Here is an 18,743-nt window from a genome sequence, read left to right on the forward strand (position 1 = left end):
TGCTTTTAAGTGCAGCATAGTACACTGCTAACATTCATATCGGCTTCTGTTGTAAGAGGAATAAAATCGTGCGTTTGAAAATCGCTAAAGAAAGTTTACTCAATGTTTTATCACATGTGGTAGGAGCTGTTGAACGCCGTCATACCTTGAATATTCTTTCAAATGTCAAAATTCAAACCACGCAACATGCCTTAACCATTATTGGCTCAGATCTAGAAGTTGAATTGGTGGCGAGTACCACACTGGCGGAAGGCGCTTGTTTAGAAGCAGGGGAAACGACTGTTCCAGCACGTAAACTGGTCGAGATTTGTAAATCACTTCCGAGCGCAGCACTGATTGATCTACAAATTACCGAAGATCAACGCTGTATTTTAAAATCGGGAAATAGTCGTTTTGTTTTGGGAACGCTTCCTGCTGAAGATTATCCATTGCTCACCACTGAAAATAGTCAAGGCACGCAAGTGCATGTTACCCAACGCGAATTAAAACGTCTTTTTGAAAAAACAGCCTTTGCGATGGCGGTGCAAGATGTTCGTTTTTATCTAACAGGAACTTTACTTGAAATTGATCAAAATCAATTACGTACCGTAACAACAGATGGGCATCGTTTAGCTTTGTGTGAAGTGTTGGCATCGTCAACAGCATCTTCACCTATTCAGGCGATTGTGCCGCGTAAAGCCGTAGGTGAGTTGCAACGTTTACTCAGTATTGAAGATGAACAACTGACGTTGTTGATTGGACGTGAATTACTCAATGTCACCATTAATACGCCGAGTCGAGATAAAGAGCAGGGCGATATTATTGTCCGTTTTACCACCAAATTGATTGATGGTAAGTTCCCGGATTATCGCCGTGTGATTCCTCGTGGTGGTGATAAACACGTATTTATTGGACAAGACGTGTTTAAACAATCATTGCAACGCGTGGCGATTTTAAGTAATGAAAAATTACGTGGTGTGTTCTTGAACTTTAATCAAGATTCATTGCAGTTGCGCGCCAACAATCCTGAACAAGATGAGGCGGTAGAAGATATTGCCATTCAATATCAGGATGTACCTTTGGAAATGTCATTTAATGCACAATATATTCTCGAAGTTCTCAGCGTATTGGATGGTGATGATGTCAAGATGACCATGACTGAAGCGAATCAGTCTGTTCTTGTACAAGATCCAGCACACCCAGATCAAACTTATGTTGTAATGCCAATGCGAGTTTAATTTGCATTGATCATTTGAGTTTTAAATCATGCAAATCACGCGTTTAAATATCGAACGTGTACGGAATTTAAAAGCGGTTGCACTGAATGAGTTGCAACCGTTTAATATTTTTTACGGGGCAAATGGCTCAGGTAAAACCTCTATTTTAGAAGCAATTCACTTATTGGCCACAGGACGGTCATTTCGCACCCATATTCCTAAGCACTATATTCAGTATGAAGCAGCTGACTCAATCGTATTTGCTCAATCAATCAATGAACGGATTGGGATGCAAAAGCTGGCTTCTGGTGAGCAACTGATCAAAGTCAATGGCGACACCATTGCCACGCAAGGACAGTTGGCAAAACTATTGCCTTTGCAGCATATTGATCCACAAAGTACCGATATTATTGATCATGGGGCGAAACCACGGCGACAGCTATTAGATTGGCTGATGTTCCACGTGGAACCTGAGTTTTATTTTGCATGGCAATATTACTCGCGTGCATTAAAACAGCGGAATAGCTTGCTAAAGACACGGCGTAATTTAACTTTGGCTGATTTAGAGCCATGGAATAAAATGCTGAGCGATTATGGTGAGATTTTGCACTCACAACGGGTAGGTATTATTGAGCAATGGAATCAATTTTTTAAAGAAGATCTACAGCAACTGTTGCCTGATGTTCAGATCGAACTTGAGTACAGTGCAGGTTTTCATACCGAGCAAGGTTTGATGCAAGATCTGATTTCTCAACATCACCGAGACCTTGAGCGACGCTATACCGAGTATGGTCCGCATCGTGCAGATTTACGCTTAAAAACAGGGGGCGATGCCTTGCGCAGCGATGCTGTTCATGTGTTATCGCGTGGACAAAAAAAGTTGTTAATCATGGCATTAAAACTGTCACAAATTGCAATGCTACATGCGAGTAATAAGGAAACTGTGGTATTATTAGATGATCTGACAGCAGAGTTAGATTTAGCTGCACAACAACGTTTAATTGAGCGATTGAGTCAGTTGGGGAGTCAAGTTTTTATGACCACCTTAGACCATACGTCGGTATTAAAACACTTGCATGATTTGTCGATTTCTTTTCAATTATTCCATGTTGTTCACGGTCAAGTCAGCCTTGCTGCGCCATAATTTTATTTCCTCATCTTTTTTGATAGATTAATTTTTACTAGGGAGTAACCATGAGTTCAGAGTCTCAATCCGTCTCTCAAACAGAACAAACAAATGAAAAGGCTTATGATTCCTCTAGTATCAAAGTATTACGTGGATTAGACGCAGTTCGTAAACGTCCTGGTATGTATATCGGTGACACTGACGATGGTACTGGTTTGCACCATATGGTGTTCGAGGTGGTGGATAATGCCATCGATGAAGCACTTGCTGGACATTGTGATGAGATTGTCGTCACCATTCATGAAGACGAATCTGTCAGTGTTTCAGACAATGGTCGTGGTATTCCGACGGATATCCATCCAGAAGAAGGAATATCCGCTGCCGAAGTTATTCTAACGATTCTGCATGCTGGTGGTAAATTCGACGATAATAGCTATAAAGTATCGGGTGGTTTGCATGGGGTCGGGGTATCCGTCGTCAATGCTTTGTCGAAAAAATTACATCTGATTATTCATCGTGCAGGACAGACCCATGAGCAGGAATATTGTCATGGTGATTCACAATATCCATTAAAAGTAATTGGTGAAACGGATAAGTCCGGTACAGTCATTCGTTTTTGGCCAAGTGAGTTGACGTTTAGCCAAACCATTTTTAGCGTTGAAATTTTAGCGCGTCGTCTACGAGAGTTGTCGTTCTTAAATGCTGGTGTACGTATTGTACTGCGTGATGAGCGAGTCAACTTTGAACACGTCTATGATTACGAAGGTGGTTTATCTGAGTTCGTTAAATATATTAATGAAGGCAAAACCCATTTAAATGAGATTTTCCATTTCACTACGGATACCGATAGTGGGATTGCAGTGGAAGTTGCATTGCAATGGAATGAAAGTTATCAGGAAAATGTTCGTTGTTTTACCAATAATATTCCGCAAAAAGATGGTGGTACGCACCTTGCTGGTTTCCGCGCAGCTTTAACGCGTGGTTTAAACCAGTATCTTGAAAGCGAAAATATCCTCAAGAAAGAAAAAGTTGCGGTCACGGGTGATGATGCCCGTGAAGGTCTAACGGCGATCATTTCGGTTAAAGTTCCTGATCCAAAATTCTCATCGCAAACCAAAGAAAAATTAGTTTCAAGTGAAGTGAAGCCTGCGGTTGAACAGGCGATGAACAAGGAATTTTCTGCTTATTTGCTTGAAAATCCTCAAGCAGCGAAATCAATTGCTGGCAAGATTATTGATGCGGCACGTGCGCGTGATGCGGCACGTAAAGCACGTGAAATGACACGTCGCAAGAGCGCACTTGATATTGCGGGCTTGCCAGGTAAATTGGCAGATTGTCAGGAAAAAGATCCTGCACTTTCTGAACTCTATCTGGTCGAGGGTGACTCTGCTGGTGGTAGTGCTAAGCAAGGTCGTAACCGTAAAATGCAGGCGATCTTACCGTTAAAAGGTAAAATTTTAAACGTTGAGCGTGCACGTTTTGACAAGATGATTTCGAGTCAGGAAGTAGGTACGCTGATCACGGCTTTGGGCTGTGGTATTGGGCGTGAAGAGTATAATCCAGACAAGTTACGCTATCATAAAATCATTATTATGACCGATGCGGACGTGGATGGTTCACATATTCGTACCTTGCTGCTGACCTTCTTCTTCCGTCAAATGCCAGAGTTGGTTGAGCGCGGTTATATTTATATTGCACAGCCGCCTTTGTACAAGTTGAAAAAAGGCAAGCATGAGCAGTACATGAAAGACAATGATGCATTGGAAACCTTCTTGATCTCCAATGCGATTGATGAACTTTCATTACATGTCAGTGCAGATGCACCTGCTATCACAGGCGCAGCATTGGCAAGTGTGATTGCTGATTATCAAGTATCGCAAAAAAGTTTGCTGCGTTTAACCCAGCGCTATCCAGCAAGTTTATTGGATGCTTTACTTGAGCTAGATGCATTTAAGATTGATCACACGCATGAACGTGAATATGTCGAAGCATGGGCTGAGCAATTACGTGGCGCGATTGTGAAGTTGCAACCAAGTTTGCGTCCTGAAATTACACTTGAAGCGTTTGATCGTGAAAATGCACAAGGTGAAAAATCAGCACATTACTGGCCGCGTGTAACGGTTTATGTGCATAACTTACCGACCTCTTATTTATTGGATGCTGGTCTGTTAAATTCTGCTGAATATGCGCGTTTACTTAAAAACTCGAAGAGCTGGTTTACCTTGCTTGAAGAAGGTGCTTACTTACAAAAAGGCGAGCGTCGTATTCAGGTCAATACATTCCACCAAGTATGGCAGCATATTTTACAAGACTCGCGTCGTGGCATGATGATCCAACGCTACAAAGGTCTGGGTGAAATGAATGCTGAACAGCTTTGGGAAACCACGATGGATCCTGAAAACCGCCACATGCTGCAAGTCACCATTGATGATATGATTGAAGCAGATCGTATGTTCTCTTGCTTGATGGGTGATGACGTAGAACCACGTCGAGCATTCATTGAGGAAAATGCGCTAAATGCGGACATTGATGCTTAATTGAATATTTATCTCATGATGATCTAGCTCTGCTTTTATATCCTGAGCGAAAAAAAGGCGATACCAAGATGGGTATCGCCTTTTTTTTAATTGCTTTACGTTCCACGTGAAACGTTATTCTTAATTAGCTTTCTACTAAATCGCTGACTTGGATAATTGCATGCCCAAATAAATAACCAGCGGTGACTAAGACACTGATCCACAGCAAAGCACCTAAAATATTATAGATGACAAAGTGGCTGTAATTCATGTTGCTTGAACCTGCCGCTAAAGGGGCAAATGAACGCGCAAAGGGAATGAAGCGAGCAAGCAGAATGGTTTTTCCACCGTGCTTTAAAAAGAAGGTATTGGTTTTCTGTAGATAGGCTTGCTTAATAAAGCGCGATTCGGTATTGAAGATACGATCGCCAAAGTGGCGACCAATATGATAATTCACCATATAGCCGAGCGCAGCAGCAAAAAAGAGTAAGCTGATCATATAGCCGAGATGCATAATCTCAACCACAGAACACAGCGCACCAACTGCGAGTAATAGGCTATCCCCAGGTAAAAAGAACATAAAAACAAAAGCTGTTTCCGAAAAAATAATCAGAAATAAAATAGCGTAAATCCATAAACCATATTCTTGAACTAAAATTGGCAGGAAGTGCTCGAAATTAAAAATAAAGTCTAAAGAATTCATTCAGTTTGCGTTGTCCCAAATAGCGTACTCACCACATTGGAGTACAAAAATATTAAATGAATCACACCCTCAGGATTCATTTGTAAGAGATAACTTTACAATAATAGGGGCTTGAGTATATCGAGCCTGAAGCCAAAGCTCAATTTTTTGGGAATATTCCAACAGTTACTGTAACTGAGCTTGTTGAAAAAATCATGACATCTTAAATGGTTTTTCTTAATGATGAAGCACTTGAGAGATTGTTTAAGTTTTATGCTTGGCGATGAAAATGTAGTATCCACAGACGCGCTTAGATTCGAGCATGAGACTGTAAATAAAACTGTGTAAACGCTTAAACTATCCCTCAACGCTGTTGGGGGGCAACACAGGTGTTTACCATGAAAGATGAAGCAATGCTGGCATTGGCAAAAGAATTTGCTAAGAACTTAAAAACAGAAGCTGACCTGAATAATTTCAGTAAAGCTTTAAAGAAACTCACCGTTGAAACTGCACTCAATGCTGAACTGACTGAACATTTAGGCTATGAGAAGAATAGTCCTCGTATAGGCAAAAATACACGTAATGGCTATACAACCAAACGGCTATTTACTGATGATGGTGAATTTGAACTAGACACGCCTAGAGATCGTGATGGCACTTTTGAGCCCCAGCTGATCAAGAAGAGTCAAACCCGTATCACACAAATGGATAGCCAAATCCTATCCCTATACGCCAAAGGCATGACGACACGAGATATCGTTGCCACATTCAAGGAAATGTACGATGCGGACGTCTCCCCAACGCTTATTTCCAAAGTGACGGATGCAGTTAAAGAACAAGTAATAGAATGGCAAAATCGACCATTGGATGCCCTTTATCCTATTGTCTATATGGATTGTATCGTCGTGAAAGTGCGTCAAGATAGTACGATTATTAACAAAGCGGTGTATCTGGCATTAGGTGTCAATACAGACGGACAGAAAGACTTATTAGGTATGTGGATGTCAGAAAACGAAGGTTCTAAATTTTGGCTCTCAGTCCTTACAGAACTGAAAAATCGTGGGTTAAAGGATATTCTGATTGCCTGCGTAGATGGACTGAAGGGCTTTCCTGATGCAATCAATACAATTTACCCTGATACGCATATTCAGTTGTGTATCATCCACATGGTACGCAACAACCTTAAATATGTGAGTTGGAAAGACTACAAAGCTGTCACAGCCGATTTAAAAAAGATATATCAAGCTGTTACAGAAGACGCAGCCTTACAGGCTTTAGATGAATTTGGACAAAAATGGGATGAGAAGTATCCTCAAATCAGCAAGTCATGGCTTGCCAACTGGTCGAATCTAAACACGTTTTTCGCTTATTCTATGGATATTCGCAAAGCGATTTACACGACGAATGCGATTGAATCATTGAACAGCGTTATCCGCCATGCAACCAAGAAAAGAAAAATCTTCCCAACTGATGATTCCGTGAAAAAGGTGGTATATTTAGCAATTATGGCAGCAAGCAAAAAATGGACGATGCCTATTCAGAATTGGAAAGCTGCCATGAATCGCTTTAGTATCATGTTTGAAGAGCGTGTAACCAAGTATTTTTAAAACTGTATTTACACAGAATTATTTACACCCTCTCGAGCATCTATGGATACTTGATTAGATTAGTCTACAAAAGCGCTTTCTAACTCTTCTAACTCCATCATGAGCGTTAACAGTTGTTCTTCATGCAGCTCAAGTTTGGCTTTCAGTTCGTTTTGCTCATTCATTAACTTGATGAGGTCATCTTTACGACTTTCTTCGTACAGTGCAGTGTCAGCTAACAAATTCTCAATTTCGGCTAAACGAGGCTGAAGTTTCTCAATTTGTCCCTCAGTTTTCTCAATATTTTTACGGATCGGTCTTGTGAGTTCACGGTGGCGTACCGCAGCTTTACGTTGCGCCTCTTTATCTAGCTTTACCGATGTCATTTGAGTGGTCGATGTTTTTTGCAAGGCCTTTTGAGCATTGATTTGTTGCTGACGCGCTTCACGTAACCATTTGGCATAGTCTTGCAAATCTCCGTCAAACTCAGTGCATTTCCCCGCATGTACCAATAATAATTCATCACAGACACTGGTAATCAATTGACGCTCATGCGAGACCAATACCACAGCACCATTAAAGTCTTGCAATGCCATGCTGAGGGCATGGCGCATATCCAAATCTAAATGGTTGGTTGGCTCATCCAGAATCAGGACATTTGGACGCTGCCAAACGATCAATGCCAATGCCAAACGCGCACGTTCACCACCAGAGAAGCTTTCACAAGGGGTGTCCATCCGTTCACCACTAAAGCCAAAGCCGCCTAAAAAGGCACGTAAAGCGGCTTCACTGATGTGTTTATCTGCGATGCGAGCCAATTGCAGCATTGGGCTGGCATTTGCATCTAAGGCATCCATTTGATGCTGTGCAAAATAACCGATATTGAGCAGTTCAGATGCTTTGTATTCACCTGCCATTAAGGGTAAATCACCCACCAGTGTTTTGATCAATGTTGATTTACCAGCACCATTCATTCCCAACAAGCCAATACGAGAGCTTGGAGTAATTTGCAGACGAATCTTCTCCGCGATCATGGTCTCACCATAACCAATGCTGGCTGCATCTAGACTGAGTAGCGGCGAGCTCATCTTGGTGGGTTCACGAAAGCTAAAGGTAAAGGGGGTGTCGACGTGTGCAGGTGCAAGTTGTTGCATCCGTTCAAGTTGTTTAATACGGCTTTGTGCTTGACGTGCTTTCGTCGCCTGGGCTTTAAAACGATCAATATATTTTTGTAAATGTGCACGCGTTTCTTGCTGCTTTTCAAACGACTGTTGTTGTTGTGCCAAGCGTTCACTGCGTGTGGTTTCAAAGGTTGAATAATTACCTGTGTATAGCGTTAATTCTTTATTTTCAATATGCAGAATACGATCGCAAATGGCATCCAAGAAATCACGGTCATGTGAAATAAGAACCAATGTTCCTTCATAGGCTTTTAACCAGTCTTCTAACCATAAAATAGCATCTAAATCTAAATGGTTGGTCGGCTCATCCAGTAAAAGTAAGTCCGAACGGCTCATCAACGTGCGCGCCAAATTTAAACGCATTCGCCATCCACCAGAAAAACTAGAGACATTTAATTGGAGTTGGTGATCGAGGAAACCTAAACCCGCCATCAGTTGAGCGGCTTTAGCAGGGGCGGCATAGCCATGAATTTCATCAAAACGACCATGCAGATGCGCTAACTCATCATTGCTGAGCTGATCTGGATCGGCCAATTTTTGTTGTATTCCCCAACACTCTTCGTCGCCAGAAAGCACAAAATCGATTGCTGCCATTTCTAAGGCTTTAATTTCTTGTGCCATATGCGCCACGGTCCAAACCGCTGGACGCGTTAGATTGCCTTCATCTGCGACGACGTCACCTAAAAATGCGGCAAATAAAGTCGATTTTCCTGCGCCATTTACACCTGTAAGACCAATCTTCCAGCCTGGATGAAGCTGCATTGACGCTTTTTGAAAGAGGACTCGCCCACCACGGCGTAATGAAACTTGGTCAAATTGGATCATGAGCATGCAAAATAGCGATAGATTGCTGCATTTTAAGGTGATCGGGCGTGAATGCAAATTTTATCTTGTAGATGTGTGGCGGCTGACATTTTACAGCGGCTAAATGAGCGCTTAAAAATGTGATGAATATGATTAAAACTGATAAGAACCCGATGTATGTATATAAAAGCACTATGATTTTGATCAAAATTTGACTATATTTATTCGGTGCTGATGGAAAAATATGCAAAATAGTAAATAAGGAAAAACAAGATGAAAAAAGGATTTTGGGCATTGAGTGCCGCGACTCTATTCGTCATGAGCACGCAAGTGCAAGCAAAACAAAAAGTTTGTGTATTCGACTTATTGGGACGAGCGGGAGAGTCATATAAGCTGATTGAGGAGTGGCGACTTTCGGCTCAAACTTGGCAAGGGGATATCGAGCTTATTCCATATCAGGATGAAGAAAAAGCTGAGCGTGATTTTGATGCGGGCAAGTGTGATGGCGTGTACATGACCTCTATGCGAGCGCGGAAATACAATAAGTTTGCAGGTTCGATTGATGCCGTTGGTGCTGTAACCAGTAATGCAATTGCGCAAAAAGCAATTTCTTTTGTACTTGATAAACGTAATCAGCACCGTCTAATCGCGACTTTAAATGGCGAAAAATTTGAGGTTGCTGGAATCATTCAAGTGGGGCTGGCTTATATTTTTGTACGCGATAAAAATATAAATACCATTGAAAAAGCCAAAGGTAAGAAATTTGCTTATTTACATTATGACCAAGCGCAAAAAACCATTGTTGAAAGTATGAATCTGATTGCTGTGCCCTCGAATATTTCAGACTTTGTGCAGAAATTTAATCGTGGACAAGTTGATGTGATTGCAGCACCTGCTTATGCCTATAAACCCTTAGAGATCAATAAAGGTTTAGCCAATGGCGCATTATTTAATTTCCCTGTCGTGAATATTACTGGTGATTTAATTATTCGTCCTGAAAAATTCCCGACCGCTTTCGCAGTTCAATCTCGACAATGGTTTGTTCGGAAGTTACCTGCCAACTTTGCAATGGTGCAACGTCTAGAAGCTGGTATGGATGCCGCAAAAATTACCTTGTCAAATGATGACAAGGTGCGTTATCAAAAAATGTTACGTGATGGGCGCATGAATTTAACCAAGCAGGGCGTGTATGATGCCACCATGATGAATGTACTGAAACGGGCACGGTGTACCGTTGAAAGAACCAATTTTGAATGTTCTTTAAGTGGTGAGTAAAATAAACTGGTTAAAAAATGACAAAAAATAGCAATACCGACACAAAAAATAGAGCATTAGCTCTATTTTTTTTCATAAAACATGATTAATATTTGCTTTGAACAAGGAGTACAGACACATTAGTTTGTAGAGGGATGAAAAAATGAAAAAAATTGCATTAGCTGCGATCACCGCATCAATCGTTGGTTTTTCTGCTTCGGCGCAAGCAAATAAAGTTGAAGTTTGTGTATTTGATCTATTGGGTAGATCTGGTGAATCATACAAAATGATGCAGGATTGGGCACTGGCAGCCAAAGGTTGGGGTGCAGATGTTAACTTGGTTGCAATGACGGATGAGGCTGTTGCGGATAACAACTTCAAAGCAGGTAAATGTGATGCAGTTGCGATGACATCGATGCGTGCTCGCCCATATAATAAATTTGCGGGTTCAATCGATTCGTTAGGTGGTGTAACCAGCAATGAGATTGCACAACGTGCAATTACCTTTGTTTTAGATACACGTAATGCTGCAAAAATGACAACCAATTTGGGTGGCAACAAATACGAAATTGGTGGTATCGCGCCACTTGGTTCTGCGTATATCTTTGTACGTGACAAGAGCATTAACTCGATTGAAAAAGCAGCAGGTAAGAAATTTGCGGTATTGGGTTATGACGATGCACAAAAAATCATGGTTCAACGCGTAGGCGCTCAAGCTGTACTTTCTGATATTTCGAACTTTGCTGCGAAATTTAATAACGGTCAGGTCGACATGGTTGGTGCGCCAGCCTATGCGTATAAGCCATTAGAGTTGAGCAAAGGTCTAGGTGCAAATGGTGCGATGTTTGATTTTCCTGTATTGCATGTGACTGCTGATCTAGTTCTTCGTCCAGAAAAATTCCCAGCTGGTTTTGGTCAAAAATCTCGTGATTGGCATGTGAAGCAATTACCGAAAGCATTTGCAATGATCAAGCGTTTAGAAGCTGAAATCCCAGCAAAATACAAAATGAAATTAAGTGATGAAGATAAACTTAAATATCAAAAATTACTCCGTGATGGCCGTATGGATTTAACCAAGCGTGGTATCTATGATGCGAGCATGATGTCTGTATTGAAGAAAGCACGTTGTTCAGTTGACAAAGCAAACTTCGAGTGTGCATTGCCGGGTGAATAATCATCGATTGCTATAGAGCATACTTAAAGCCTAGATTTATCTAGGCTTTTTGTTTTTTTGTTTGTGTCATTTCAGTCATTGTCTTTACTTAGAAAGACCGTAATCATAGAGATATAAGAATCAGATGAAATCGTGAAGATTTAAAAATATGTTTGATCAGGAAGATGAAACACCATTAAATTTAAGCCCATATTCATTTGATGAACTTCGATTCGAGACTAACTCATTGTTTGGTTTTTTGATCTCATGCAACAACAATTAGCCTCGCTGCAAAGGAAAAAATAAAATGCCATGGTTTAAAACGTTTTTACTCGCGTCAAGCGTAGCAACATTTTCTCTGAGCACACATGCAAAACAAACGCTTTGTGTATTTGATTTGGTTGGAAGGAATGGCGATGTATACGCCTTGATGAAAGACTATCAACTTGCTGCGAAAGCATGGGGTGCAGACATTGAGTTACGTGTAGGACAAAATGAAGCTGTACTTGCTGAAGACTTTAAAGCAGGTAAATGTGATGCTGTCAGTATTACAGGGATGCGTGGTCGCCAGTTTAATCAATTTACAGGTTCACTCGATGCCATTGGGGCAATTACCGATTTAAAGTTTGCAGTCAAAGTGATGCAAGGTTTGTCGAGCCAGACCTTTGCCAAAGCAATGGTCAATGGTAAATATGAAGTGGTCGGTGTCATTCCGATTGGTGATGCTTATCTGATGGTCAACGATCGCGAGATTAATACGGTTGCGAAAGCTGCAGGAAAGAAAATTGCGGTTCTGGACTATGATGAAGCCCAGAAAATTATGGCGTCTCAAGTCGGTGCTCAGGCGGTGAGTTCAGACGTCACTAACTTTGGTGCCAAATTTAATAATGGCCAAGTGGACATCATTGGTGCACCAGCAGCTGCATTTAAACCTTTGGAACTGCATAAAGGTTTGGGTACTAAAGGCGCAATTGTCAATTATCCAATTTTACAAGTGACTGGAAATATTATTATTCGCTCAGATAAATTCCCAGAAGGGTACGGGCAAAAATCAAGACAATGGGTCAGTTCACAACTGCCACGTGCGGTTGATATTTTAGGCAAAATGAAAGCAGACATTCCACAAAAATACTGGATGGAAGTCCCAGCTTCAGACAAACCGGGCTATCAAAAATTAATGCGTGAAGCGCGTATTGATTTAACCAAACGCGGTATTTATGACAAACGCATGATGAAATTGTTATGGCAGTTCCGTTGTCGTGAAGATGCCAAGAATTTTGAGTGTGGTTTACAAGATGAGAATTATAAATAATCTTGTAAAAAGTCATTAACTGCACTTTAAAACTTCAAAGACAGACCCGATATTGAGTATGCTATACTTAATATCGGGTCTTTTAATTTGTTAAAGACGTATTGAAGTCTGAGGAATATCCACCATGAACGCCCAAGCTCTCGAATTGTCAGATAATGCTGCCAAAAAAGTTCGCCAATTGCGCGAAAGTGAAGGGAATGACGACCTCATGCTACGTGTTTATGTCACGGGTGGCGGTTGTTCAGGATTCTCTTATGGCTTTAATTTTGCTGAAAGTGTCAATGAAGATGATGCTGAGTTCAGCAACGGTGATGTCAAAGTTTTGGTCGACTCGTTAAGCTATCAATACTTAGTGGGTTCAGTGGTTGATTATCTTGAAGGATTGGAAGGTTCTCGTTTTGTGATACAAAACCCGAATGCGACGACCACTTGTGGATGTGGATCATCTTTTTCGATCTAATAAATGCTTGTTCTCGAAAAAGCTTCTCCGATTGAGAAGCTTTTTTATTGCTTATACCGCCGTAATCGTGCCTAAAATACGATCGCCTGATGCGCCTGTGACGGCTGGTAAATTGCCACTGAGCTGTTCAACGAAGCGCATTGCCAGCCAAGCAAAAGCAGTTGCTTCGACCCACGTGGGCGCTAAACCAAGCACATCAGTTGTTTGCACTGACCAATTATGTTTACGTAAACGCCAGCGTAATTGTTCAAGTAGAAATGAGTTATAAGCCCCACCACCACACACATAGACCTCACCTGTCGGCATCAAATCTTTGCTTCGATAAATCGCTTTCTTGATCGCACGTGTGGTCAGTTTCATTAACGTGGCTTGGACATTTTCAGGTGTATCTTCGAGTTCTTCATATTCGAGATCATTGCGCCAATCGCTGATCTGATCATCTAACCATTCAAGATTAAAGTCTTCACGGCCCGTACTTTTTGGTGGTTCTTTAGAAAAATATTCATGTGTTTGTAAACGATCAAGTAGTGAGCGAATCGGTTGTCCATACGCGGCCCAATCGCCATTTTCATCATAGGGATGACCAGTATGGCGGTGACACCAAGCATCCATGAGAATATTGGCAGGGCCTGTATCAAAGCCATAAACAGCGTTTGGATTGTTCGCAGGCAGCATGCTGACATTGGCGATACCGCCTAAGTTCAAGATGACACGATGGATACTGTCATGTTGAAATAACGCTTGATGGAATGCTGGTACCAATGGTGCACCTTGTCCACCTGCAGCCATATCACGTCGACGAAAATCGGAAATAACAGGGAGTTGGGTGATCTCAGTAATGATGTTTGGATCACCAATTTGTAAGGTAAAACCATATTCAGGACGATGGCGAATAGTTTGCCCATGTGAACCAATTGCTTTTATTTGCGTTCGATCTAAATGATTCTTTTCAATCAGCGCATTAATGCCATGCCCAATCATTTTCGCTAAAGCAACATCCGCTTTGCCCATACGATCAATTTCATTGTCATCTGGTAGCGTTAATGCCATGAGTTCGTCACGTAACTCAGGCTCAAAAGGTACTGTTAAAGTGGCATGTACGGTTAAAGGTTCAAATGAAGTTGCAACAATATCAACACCATCCATGCTTGTGCCTGTCATTACACCAATATAGATTGCGCTCATGTACAACTTCCCCTGCAAGACGCTGAAAAAATGTTAGTATATCGCACAAATTGAATAACTGATGTGTTTAGGTTTTGTGATGTCAAATTTCTTGCCAGCCGAAGAACAGCTTGCTCTCATTCAACGAGGCACGCACGAGATTATTTCTGATGAAGATTTACTGAAAAAGCTCAAAGAGAATCGTCCACTGCGTGTAAAAGCAGGCTTTGACCCAACGGCTCCTGATTTACACTTAGGACATACGGTGCTGATTAATAAGCTTAAAACTTTTCAAGATTTGGGACACGAAGTGACCTTCTTGATCGGTGACTATACTGCGATGATCGGTGATCCATCGGGGAAAAGTGCGACCCGTCCGCCGTTGTCTCGTGAACAAGTTGAAGCCAATGCCAAAACCTATCAAGAACAGGTTTTTAAAATCTTAGATCCAAACAAAACCAAAGTACGCTTTAACTCGGAGTGGTTTAATCAAAAAACTGCGGCCGATTTAATTCAATTGGCAAGTCAACAAACCGTATCTCGTATGTTAGAACGTGATGACTTTACCAAGCGCTATAACAACCATCAGCCTATTGCGATTCATGAGTTCTTGTATCCGTTAGTCCAAGGTTATGATTCCATTGCGCTTGAAGCAGATGTGGAGTTAGGTGGAACAGACCAAACTTTTAACTTGTTGATGGGGCGTACTTTACAAAGTCGCTATGGTCAAGAATCACAAGTCTGCATCACTGTGCCGATTCTTGAAGGTTTAGATGGCGTCAATAAAATGTCTAAATCTTTGGGTAATTATATTGGTGTATTTGACACACCAGGTGCGATGTACCAAAAAATTCTATCGATGCCAGATAGCTTGATTGAACGTTACTTTGATTTACTTAGCTTTAAATCACTGGATGAAATCAAAGTTTTGCTTGATGAAATGGCAGCAGGACGAAATCCACAGGAAATTAAGCGTATCTTGGCGCTTGAACTGGTCGAACGGTTCCATGATGCGGAAGCGGCTGAAAATGCGCATAAGAGTGCAGGTAACCGTGTCACTGAAGGTGAAGTACCAGAAGATACGCCTGAAGTAACCATCTCACGTGGTGAGTTTGGTGGCGAGTTATTTATTGCAACGATTTTGCGTGTGGCAGGTTTAAACGCGAATGCGGCGGCTGCAAAAGATGCGGTTGGTCGTGGTGCAGTTAAAGTGGATTGGAATGTGGTCGATATGAGTTTCTCTGTAAAAGAGAATGTCACGTTAATTATCCAATCTGGTAAAAAAGCGATTGCACGTGTGACTTTCACTGACTAAATCGAAATAAAAACAATAAAAAGCAGGCCTTGAGCCTGCTTTTTATACATAGATAGATGATAAAAACAACGAAAGCATCAAATTAGTAGAAAAAAGAAACAAGCGAAAGGAAATGTTGGAAAAAGGGGTTGTGTGGAGTTGGAAATGCTGTAGAATGCACATCCATCGGCGGTGATGCAGATAAAAACTTGTTGAGAAACAAGGATTTGGATTGAAAGATTTAAATCTTGAGTTTGAGAATAAGTTTTAAAAATATCTAAATTGCCTGTTGACTTTTAAGAGATTGAGAGTAATATAGCCGACCTGGCTTGATGGTGACGAATCATCGAGAAGATCATTAAGAATTGAAGAAGAACAACTTGTGTGGATTTTTACTGGTTAATCGATCGAAATTATTTTCATTGATTAGATGGTAGAAATTACTCGAAGTTTATTTGAGAAATATTTGTCAGAAAATTGATGAGCCAAGATTGGTGCCCTTTAAAGGTACTACTGATTTTAAACTGAAGAGTTTGATCATGGCTCAGATTGAACGCTGGCGGCAGGCTTAACACATGCAAGTCGAGCGGGGTGATGTAGCTTGCTACATTACCTAGCGGCGGACGGGTGAGTAATGCTTAGGAATCTGCCTATTAGTGGGGGACAACATTCCGAAAGGGATGCTAATACCGCATACGTCCTACGGGAGAAAGCAGGGGACCTTCGGGCCTTGCGCTAATAGATGAGCCTAAGTCGGATTAGCTAGTTGGTGGGGTAAAGGCCTACCAAGGCGACGATCTGTAGCGGGTCTGAGAGGATGATCCGCCACACTGGGACTGAGACACGGCCCAGACTCCTACGGGAGGCAGCAGTGGGGAATATTGGACAATGGGGGGAACCCTGATCCAGCCATGCCGCGTGTGTGAAGAAGGCCTTATGGTTGTAAAGCACTTTAAGCGAGGAGGAGGCTACCTAGACTAATACTCTAGGATAGTGGACGTTACTCGCAGAATAAGCACCGGCTAACTCTGTGCCAGCAGCCGCGGTAATACAGAGGGTGCGAGCGTTAATCGGATTTACTGGGCGTAAAGCGTGCGTAGGTGGCTAATTAAGTCAAATGTGAAATCCCCGAGCTTAACTTGGGAATTGCATTCGATACTGGTTAGCTAGAGTATGGGAGAGGATGGTAGAATTCCAGGTGTAGCGGTGAAATGCGTAGAGATCTGGAGGAATACCGATGGCGAAGGCAGCCATCTGGCCTAATACTGACACTGAGGTACGAAAGCATGGGGAGCAAACAGGATTAGATACCCTGGTAGTCCATGCCGTAAACGATGTCTACTAGCCGTTGGGGTCTTTGAGACTTTAGTGGCGCAGCTAACGCGATAAGTAGACCGCCTGGGGAGTACGGTCGCAAGACTAAAACTCAAATGAATTGACGGGGGCCCGCACAAGCGGTGGAGCATGTGGTTTAATTCGATGCAACGCGAAGAACCTTACCTGGCCTTGACATAGTAGAAACTTTCCAGAGATGGATTGGTGCCTTCGGGAATCTACATACAGGTGCTGCATGGCTGTCGTCAGCTCGTGTCGTGAGATGTTGGGTTAAGTCCCGCAACGAGCGCAACCCTTTTCCTTATTTGCCAGCGGGTAATGCCGGGAACTTTAAGGATACTGCCAGTGACAAACTGGAGGAAGGCGGGGACGACGTCAAGTCATCATGGCCCTTACGGCCAGGGCTACACACGTGCTACAATGGTCGGTACAAAGGGTTGCTACCTAGCGATAGGATGCTAATCTCAAAAAGCCGATCGTAGTCCGGATTGGAGTCTGCAACTCGACTCCATGAAGTCGGAATCGCTAGTAATCGCGGATCAGAATGCCGCGGTGAATACGTTCCCGGGCCTTGTACACACCGCCCGTCACACCATGGGAGTTTGTTGCACCAGAAGTAGCTAGCCTAACTGCAAAGAGGGCGGTTACCACGGTGTGGCCGATGACTGGGGTGAAGTCGTAACAAGGTAGCCGTAGGGGAACCTGCGGCTGGATCACCTCCTTAACGAAAGATTGATGGCCGGTAAGAATCCACAACAAGTTGTTCTTCTTGAAGATATATCTGAGGGTCTGTAGCTCAGTTGGTTAGAGCACACGCTTGATAAGCGTGGGGTCACAAGTTCAAGTCTTGTCAGACCCACCAAATCTGATCGCTAAAGCTGAAAGATTTAAAGATATAGAATTCACAATGATAAGCTGGGGACTTAGCTTAGTTGGTAGAGCGCCTGCTTTGCACGCAGGAGGTCAGGAGTTCGACTCTCCTAGTCTCCACCAAATTTCAAGAACAGAAAAGCAACGCTTTTCCTTGAAATTTAAGCAAACAGCTATGCTGTGCGCAGGCACACATAGGATGGAGCTTAACGAAGTTAAAGATTATAGAGCTTAGTGAAACAGTCTGTTGACTGATTTATTAACCTCTGTGATTTATCACAGTTTAATGTAGCTGACGAGGTTACATTAATTCATTAACAGATTAGTAGAATTGAGTCTGAAATAAATTGTTCAAACTCGGTTAATTCGAAAGAATTAATACGAGAACTAGCGATTAACTGAATCAAGCGTTTTGGTATATGAATTAGATTGAAGCTGTACAGTGCTTAAGTGCACAGACAACGAACCAGTAGCAATTAAGATTGCAACGATAACACTCACTTGTATGTGTTAACGACTGTTTGGGGTTGTATAGTCAAGTAATTAAGTGCATGTGGTGGATGCCTTGGCAGTCAGAGGCGATGAAAGACGTAATAGCCTGCGATAAGCTCCGGGGAGGCGGCAAATATCCTTTGATCCGGAGATTTCTGAATGGGGGAACCCACTTACCATAAGGTAGGTATTGCATACTGAATACATAGGTATGCAAGGCGAACGAGGGGAAGTGAAACATCTCAGTACCCTTAGGAAAAGAAATCAATTGAGATTCCCTTAGTAGCGGCGAGCGAACGGGGATCAGCCCATTAAGTT

General features: G+C 42.2%; 12 protein-coding genes, 2 tRNA genes and 2 rRNA genes. 13 read left to right on the forward strand and 3 right to left on the reverse strand.

Annotation, left to right across the window (positions count from 1 at the left end; translation table 11 throughout):
* Positions 1–68 precede the first annotated feature (68 nt).
* Genes dnaN through gyrB form a run of 3 tightly spaced genes read left to right on the forward strand, consistent with a single transcriptional unit; the run spans position 69 to position 4,859 of the window.
* Positions 69–1,217: a DNA polymerase III subunit beta gene (gene dnaN, locus F991_RS13295; protein ID WP_004672261.1), complete on the forward strand. Its 1,149-nt coding sequence runs from the start codon at positions 69–71 to the stop codon at positions 1,215–1,217.
* Between the two features lie 28 nt (positions 1,218–1,245).
* Positions 1,246–2,340, forward strand: coding sequence for a DNA replication/repair protein RecF (gene recF, locus F991_RS13300; RefSeq protein ID WP_004672263.1), 1,095 nt, complete (start codon positions 1,246–1,248; stop codon positions 2,338–2,340).
* Positions 2,341–2,390: 50 nt separating this feature from the next.
* Complete coding sequence (gene gyrB / locus F991_RS13305) at positions 2,391–4,859, forward strand: DNA topoisomerase (ATP-hydrolyzing) subunit B (protein ID WP_004672264.1); 2,469 nt, start codon at positions 2,391–2,393, stop codon at positions 4,857–4,859.
* A gap of 124 nt (positions 4,860–4,983) precedes the next feature.
* On the opposite strand, the gene F991_RS13310 is transcribed toward gyrB, so the two are convergent.
* A complete protein-coding gene (locus tag F991_RS13310; protein WP_004672266.1) occupies positions 4,984–5,541 on the reverse strand; it encodes a VTT domain-containing protein in 558 nt (185 codons plus the stop codon).
* 377 nt (positions 5,542–5,918) lie between these two features.
* Here F991_RS13310 and F991_RS13315 point away from each other — a divergent pair, with 377 nt between their 5' ends.
* Entirely contained in the window at positions 5,919–7,127 is a 1,209-nt protein-coding gene (locus tag F991_RS13315; protein WP_004672268.1) for an IS256 family transposase, read from the forward strand.
* A gap of 59 nt (positions 7,128–7,186) precedes the next feature.
* Here F991_RS13315 and F991_RS13320 read toward each other — a convergent pair whose 3' ends face one another.
* Positions 7,187–9,112 carry an ATP-binding cassette domain-containing protein gene (locus F991_RS13320; RefSeq protein WP_004672269.1) on the reverse strand — a complete coding sequence of 642 codons (1,926 nt, stop codon included), beginning with the start codon at positions 9,110–9,112 and terminating at the stop codon, positions 7,187–7,189.
* Positions 9,113–9,364: 252 nt separating this feature from the next.
* Here F991_RS13320 and F991_RS13325 point away from each other — a divergent pair, with 252 nt between their 5' ends.
* From F991_RS13325 to erpA, 4 genes are all read left to right on the forward strand, one after another.
* Positions 9,365–10,366, forward strand: coding sequence for a putative solute-binding protein (locus F991_RS13325; protein ID WP_004672271.1), 1,002 nt, complete (start codon positions 9,365–9,367; stop codon positions 10,364–10,366).
* A gap of 142 nt (positions 10,367–10,508) precedes the next feature.
* Entirely contained in the window at positions 10,509–11,519 is a 1,011-nt protein-coding gene (locus tag F991_RS13330; protein ID WP_004672273.1) for a putative solute-binding protein, read from the forward strand.
* A 286-nt stretch (positions 11,520–11,805) separates the two neighbouring features.
* On the forward strand, positions 11,806–12,810 hold the full coding sequence (locus F991_RS13335) for a putative solute-binding protein (RefSeq protein ID WP_004672275.1): 1,005 nt from the start codon (positions 11,806–11,808) through the stop codon (positions 12,808–12,810).
* Between the two features lie 124 nt (positions 12,811–12,934).
* Complete coding sequence (gene erpA / locus F991_RS13340; RefSeq protein ID WP_004672277.1) at positions 12,935–13,270, forward strand: iron-sulfur cluster insertion protein ErpA; 336 nt, start codon at positions 12,935–12,937, stop codon at positions 13,268–13,270.
* Positions 13,271–13,321: 51 nt separating this feature from the next.
* Here erpA and F991_RS13345 read toward each other — a convergent pair whose 3' ends face one another.
* Positions 13,322–14,455 carry an anhydro-N-acetylmuramic acid kinase gene (locus tag F991_RS13345; protein ID WP_004672279.1) on the reverse strand — a complete coding sequence of 378 codons (1,134 nt, stop codon included), beginning with the start codon at positions 14,453–14,455 and terminating at the stop codon, positions 13,322–13,324.
* A gap of 61 nt (positions 14,456–14,516) precedes the next feature.
* On the opposite strand from F991_RS13345, the gene tyrS reads away from it, so the two are divergent.
* The 5 genes from tyrS to F991_RS13370 form a co-directional block, all read left to right on the forward strand.
* Positions 14,517–15,749, forward strand: a complete 1,233-nt coding sequence (tyrS, locus tag F991_RS13350; protein ID WP_155757153.1) for a tyrosine--tRNA ligase — start codon at positions 14,517–14,519, stop codon at positions 15,747–15,749.
* Positions 15,750–16,249: 500 nt separating this feature from the next.
* Positions 16,250–17,787 (forward strand): 16S ribosomal RNA (locus tag F991_RS13355).
* Positions 17,788–17,848: 61 nt separating this feature from the next.
* Positions 17,849–17,925 (forward strand) — tRNA-Ile (locus tag F991_RS13360).
* A gap of 55 nt (positions 17,926–17,980) precedes the next feature.
* Positions 17,981–18,056 (forward strand) — tRNA-Ala (locus tag F991_RS13365).
* A gap of 410 nt (positions 18,057–18,466) precedes the next feature.
* Positions 18,467–18,743 (forward strand): 23S ribosomal RNA (locus F991_RS13370); the annotation flags it as partial.

The sequence above is a fragment of the Acinetobacter sp. CIP-A165 genome (genome assembly GCF_000367985.1).
Lineage (GTDB): Bacteria > Pseudomonadota > Gammaproteobacteria > Pseudomonadales > Moraxellaceae > Acinetobacter.

Coding starts and splice junctions, on each gene's coding strand:
- recF (WP_004672263.1), top strand. CDS start 1,246: ATGCAAATCACGCGTTTAAATATCGAACGTGTACGGAATTTAAAAGCG.
- gyrB (WP_004672264.1), top strand. CDS start 2,391: ATGAGTTCAGAGTCTCAATCCGTCTCTCAAACAGAACAAACAAATGAA.
- F991_RS13310 (WP_004672266.1), bottom strand. CDS start 5,541: ATGAATTCTTTAGACTTTATTTTTAATTTCGAGCACTTCCTGCCAATT.
- F991_RS13315 (WP_004672268.1), top strand. CDS start 5,919: ATGAAAGATGAAGCAATGCTGGCATTGGCAAAAGAATTTGCTAAGAAC.
- F991_RS13320 (WP_004672269.1), bottom strand. CDS start 9,112: ATGATCCAATTTGACCAAGTTTCATTACGCCGTGGTGGGCGAGTCCTC.
- F991_RS13325 (WP_004672271.1), top strand. CDS start 9,365: ATGAAAAAAGGATTTTGGGCATTGAGTGCCGCGACTCTATTCGTCATG.
- F991_RS13330 (WP_004672273.1), top strand. CDS start 10,509: ATGAAAAAAATTGCATTAGCTGCGATCACCGCATCAATCGTTGGTTTT.
- F991_RS13335 (WP_004672275.1), top strand. CDS start 11,806: ATGCCATGGTTTAAAACGTTTTTACTCGCGTCAAGCGTAGCAACATTT.
- erpA (WP_004672277.1), top strand. CDS start 12,935: ATGAACGCCCAAGCTCTCGAATTGTCAGATAATGCTGCCAAAAAAGTT.
- F991_RS13345 (WP_004672279.1), bottom strand. CDS start 14,455: ATGAGCGCAATCTATATTGGTGTAATGACAGGCACAAGCATGGATGGT.
- tyrS (WP_155757153.1), top strand. CDS start 14,517: ATGTGTTTAGGTTTTGTGATGTCAAATTTCTTGCCAGCCGAAGAACAG.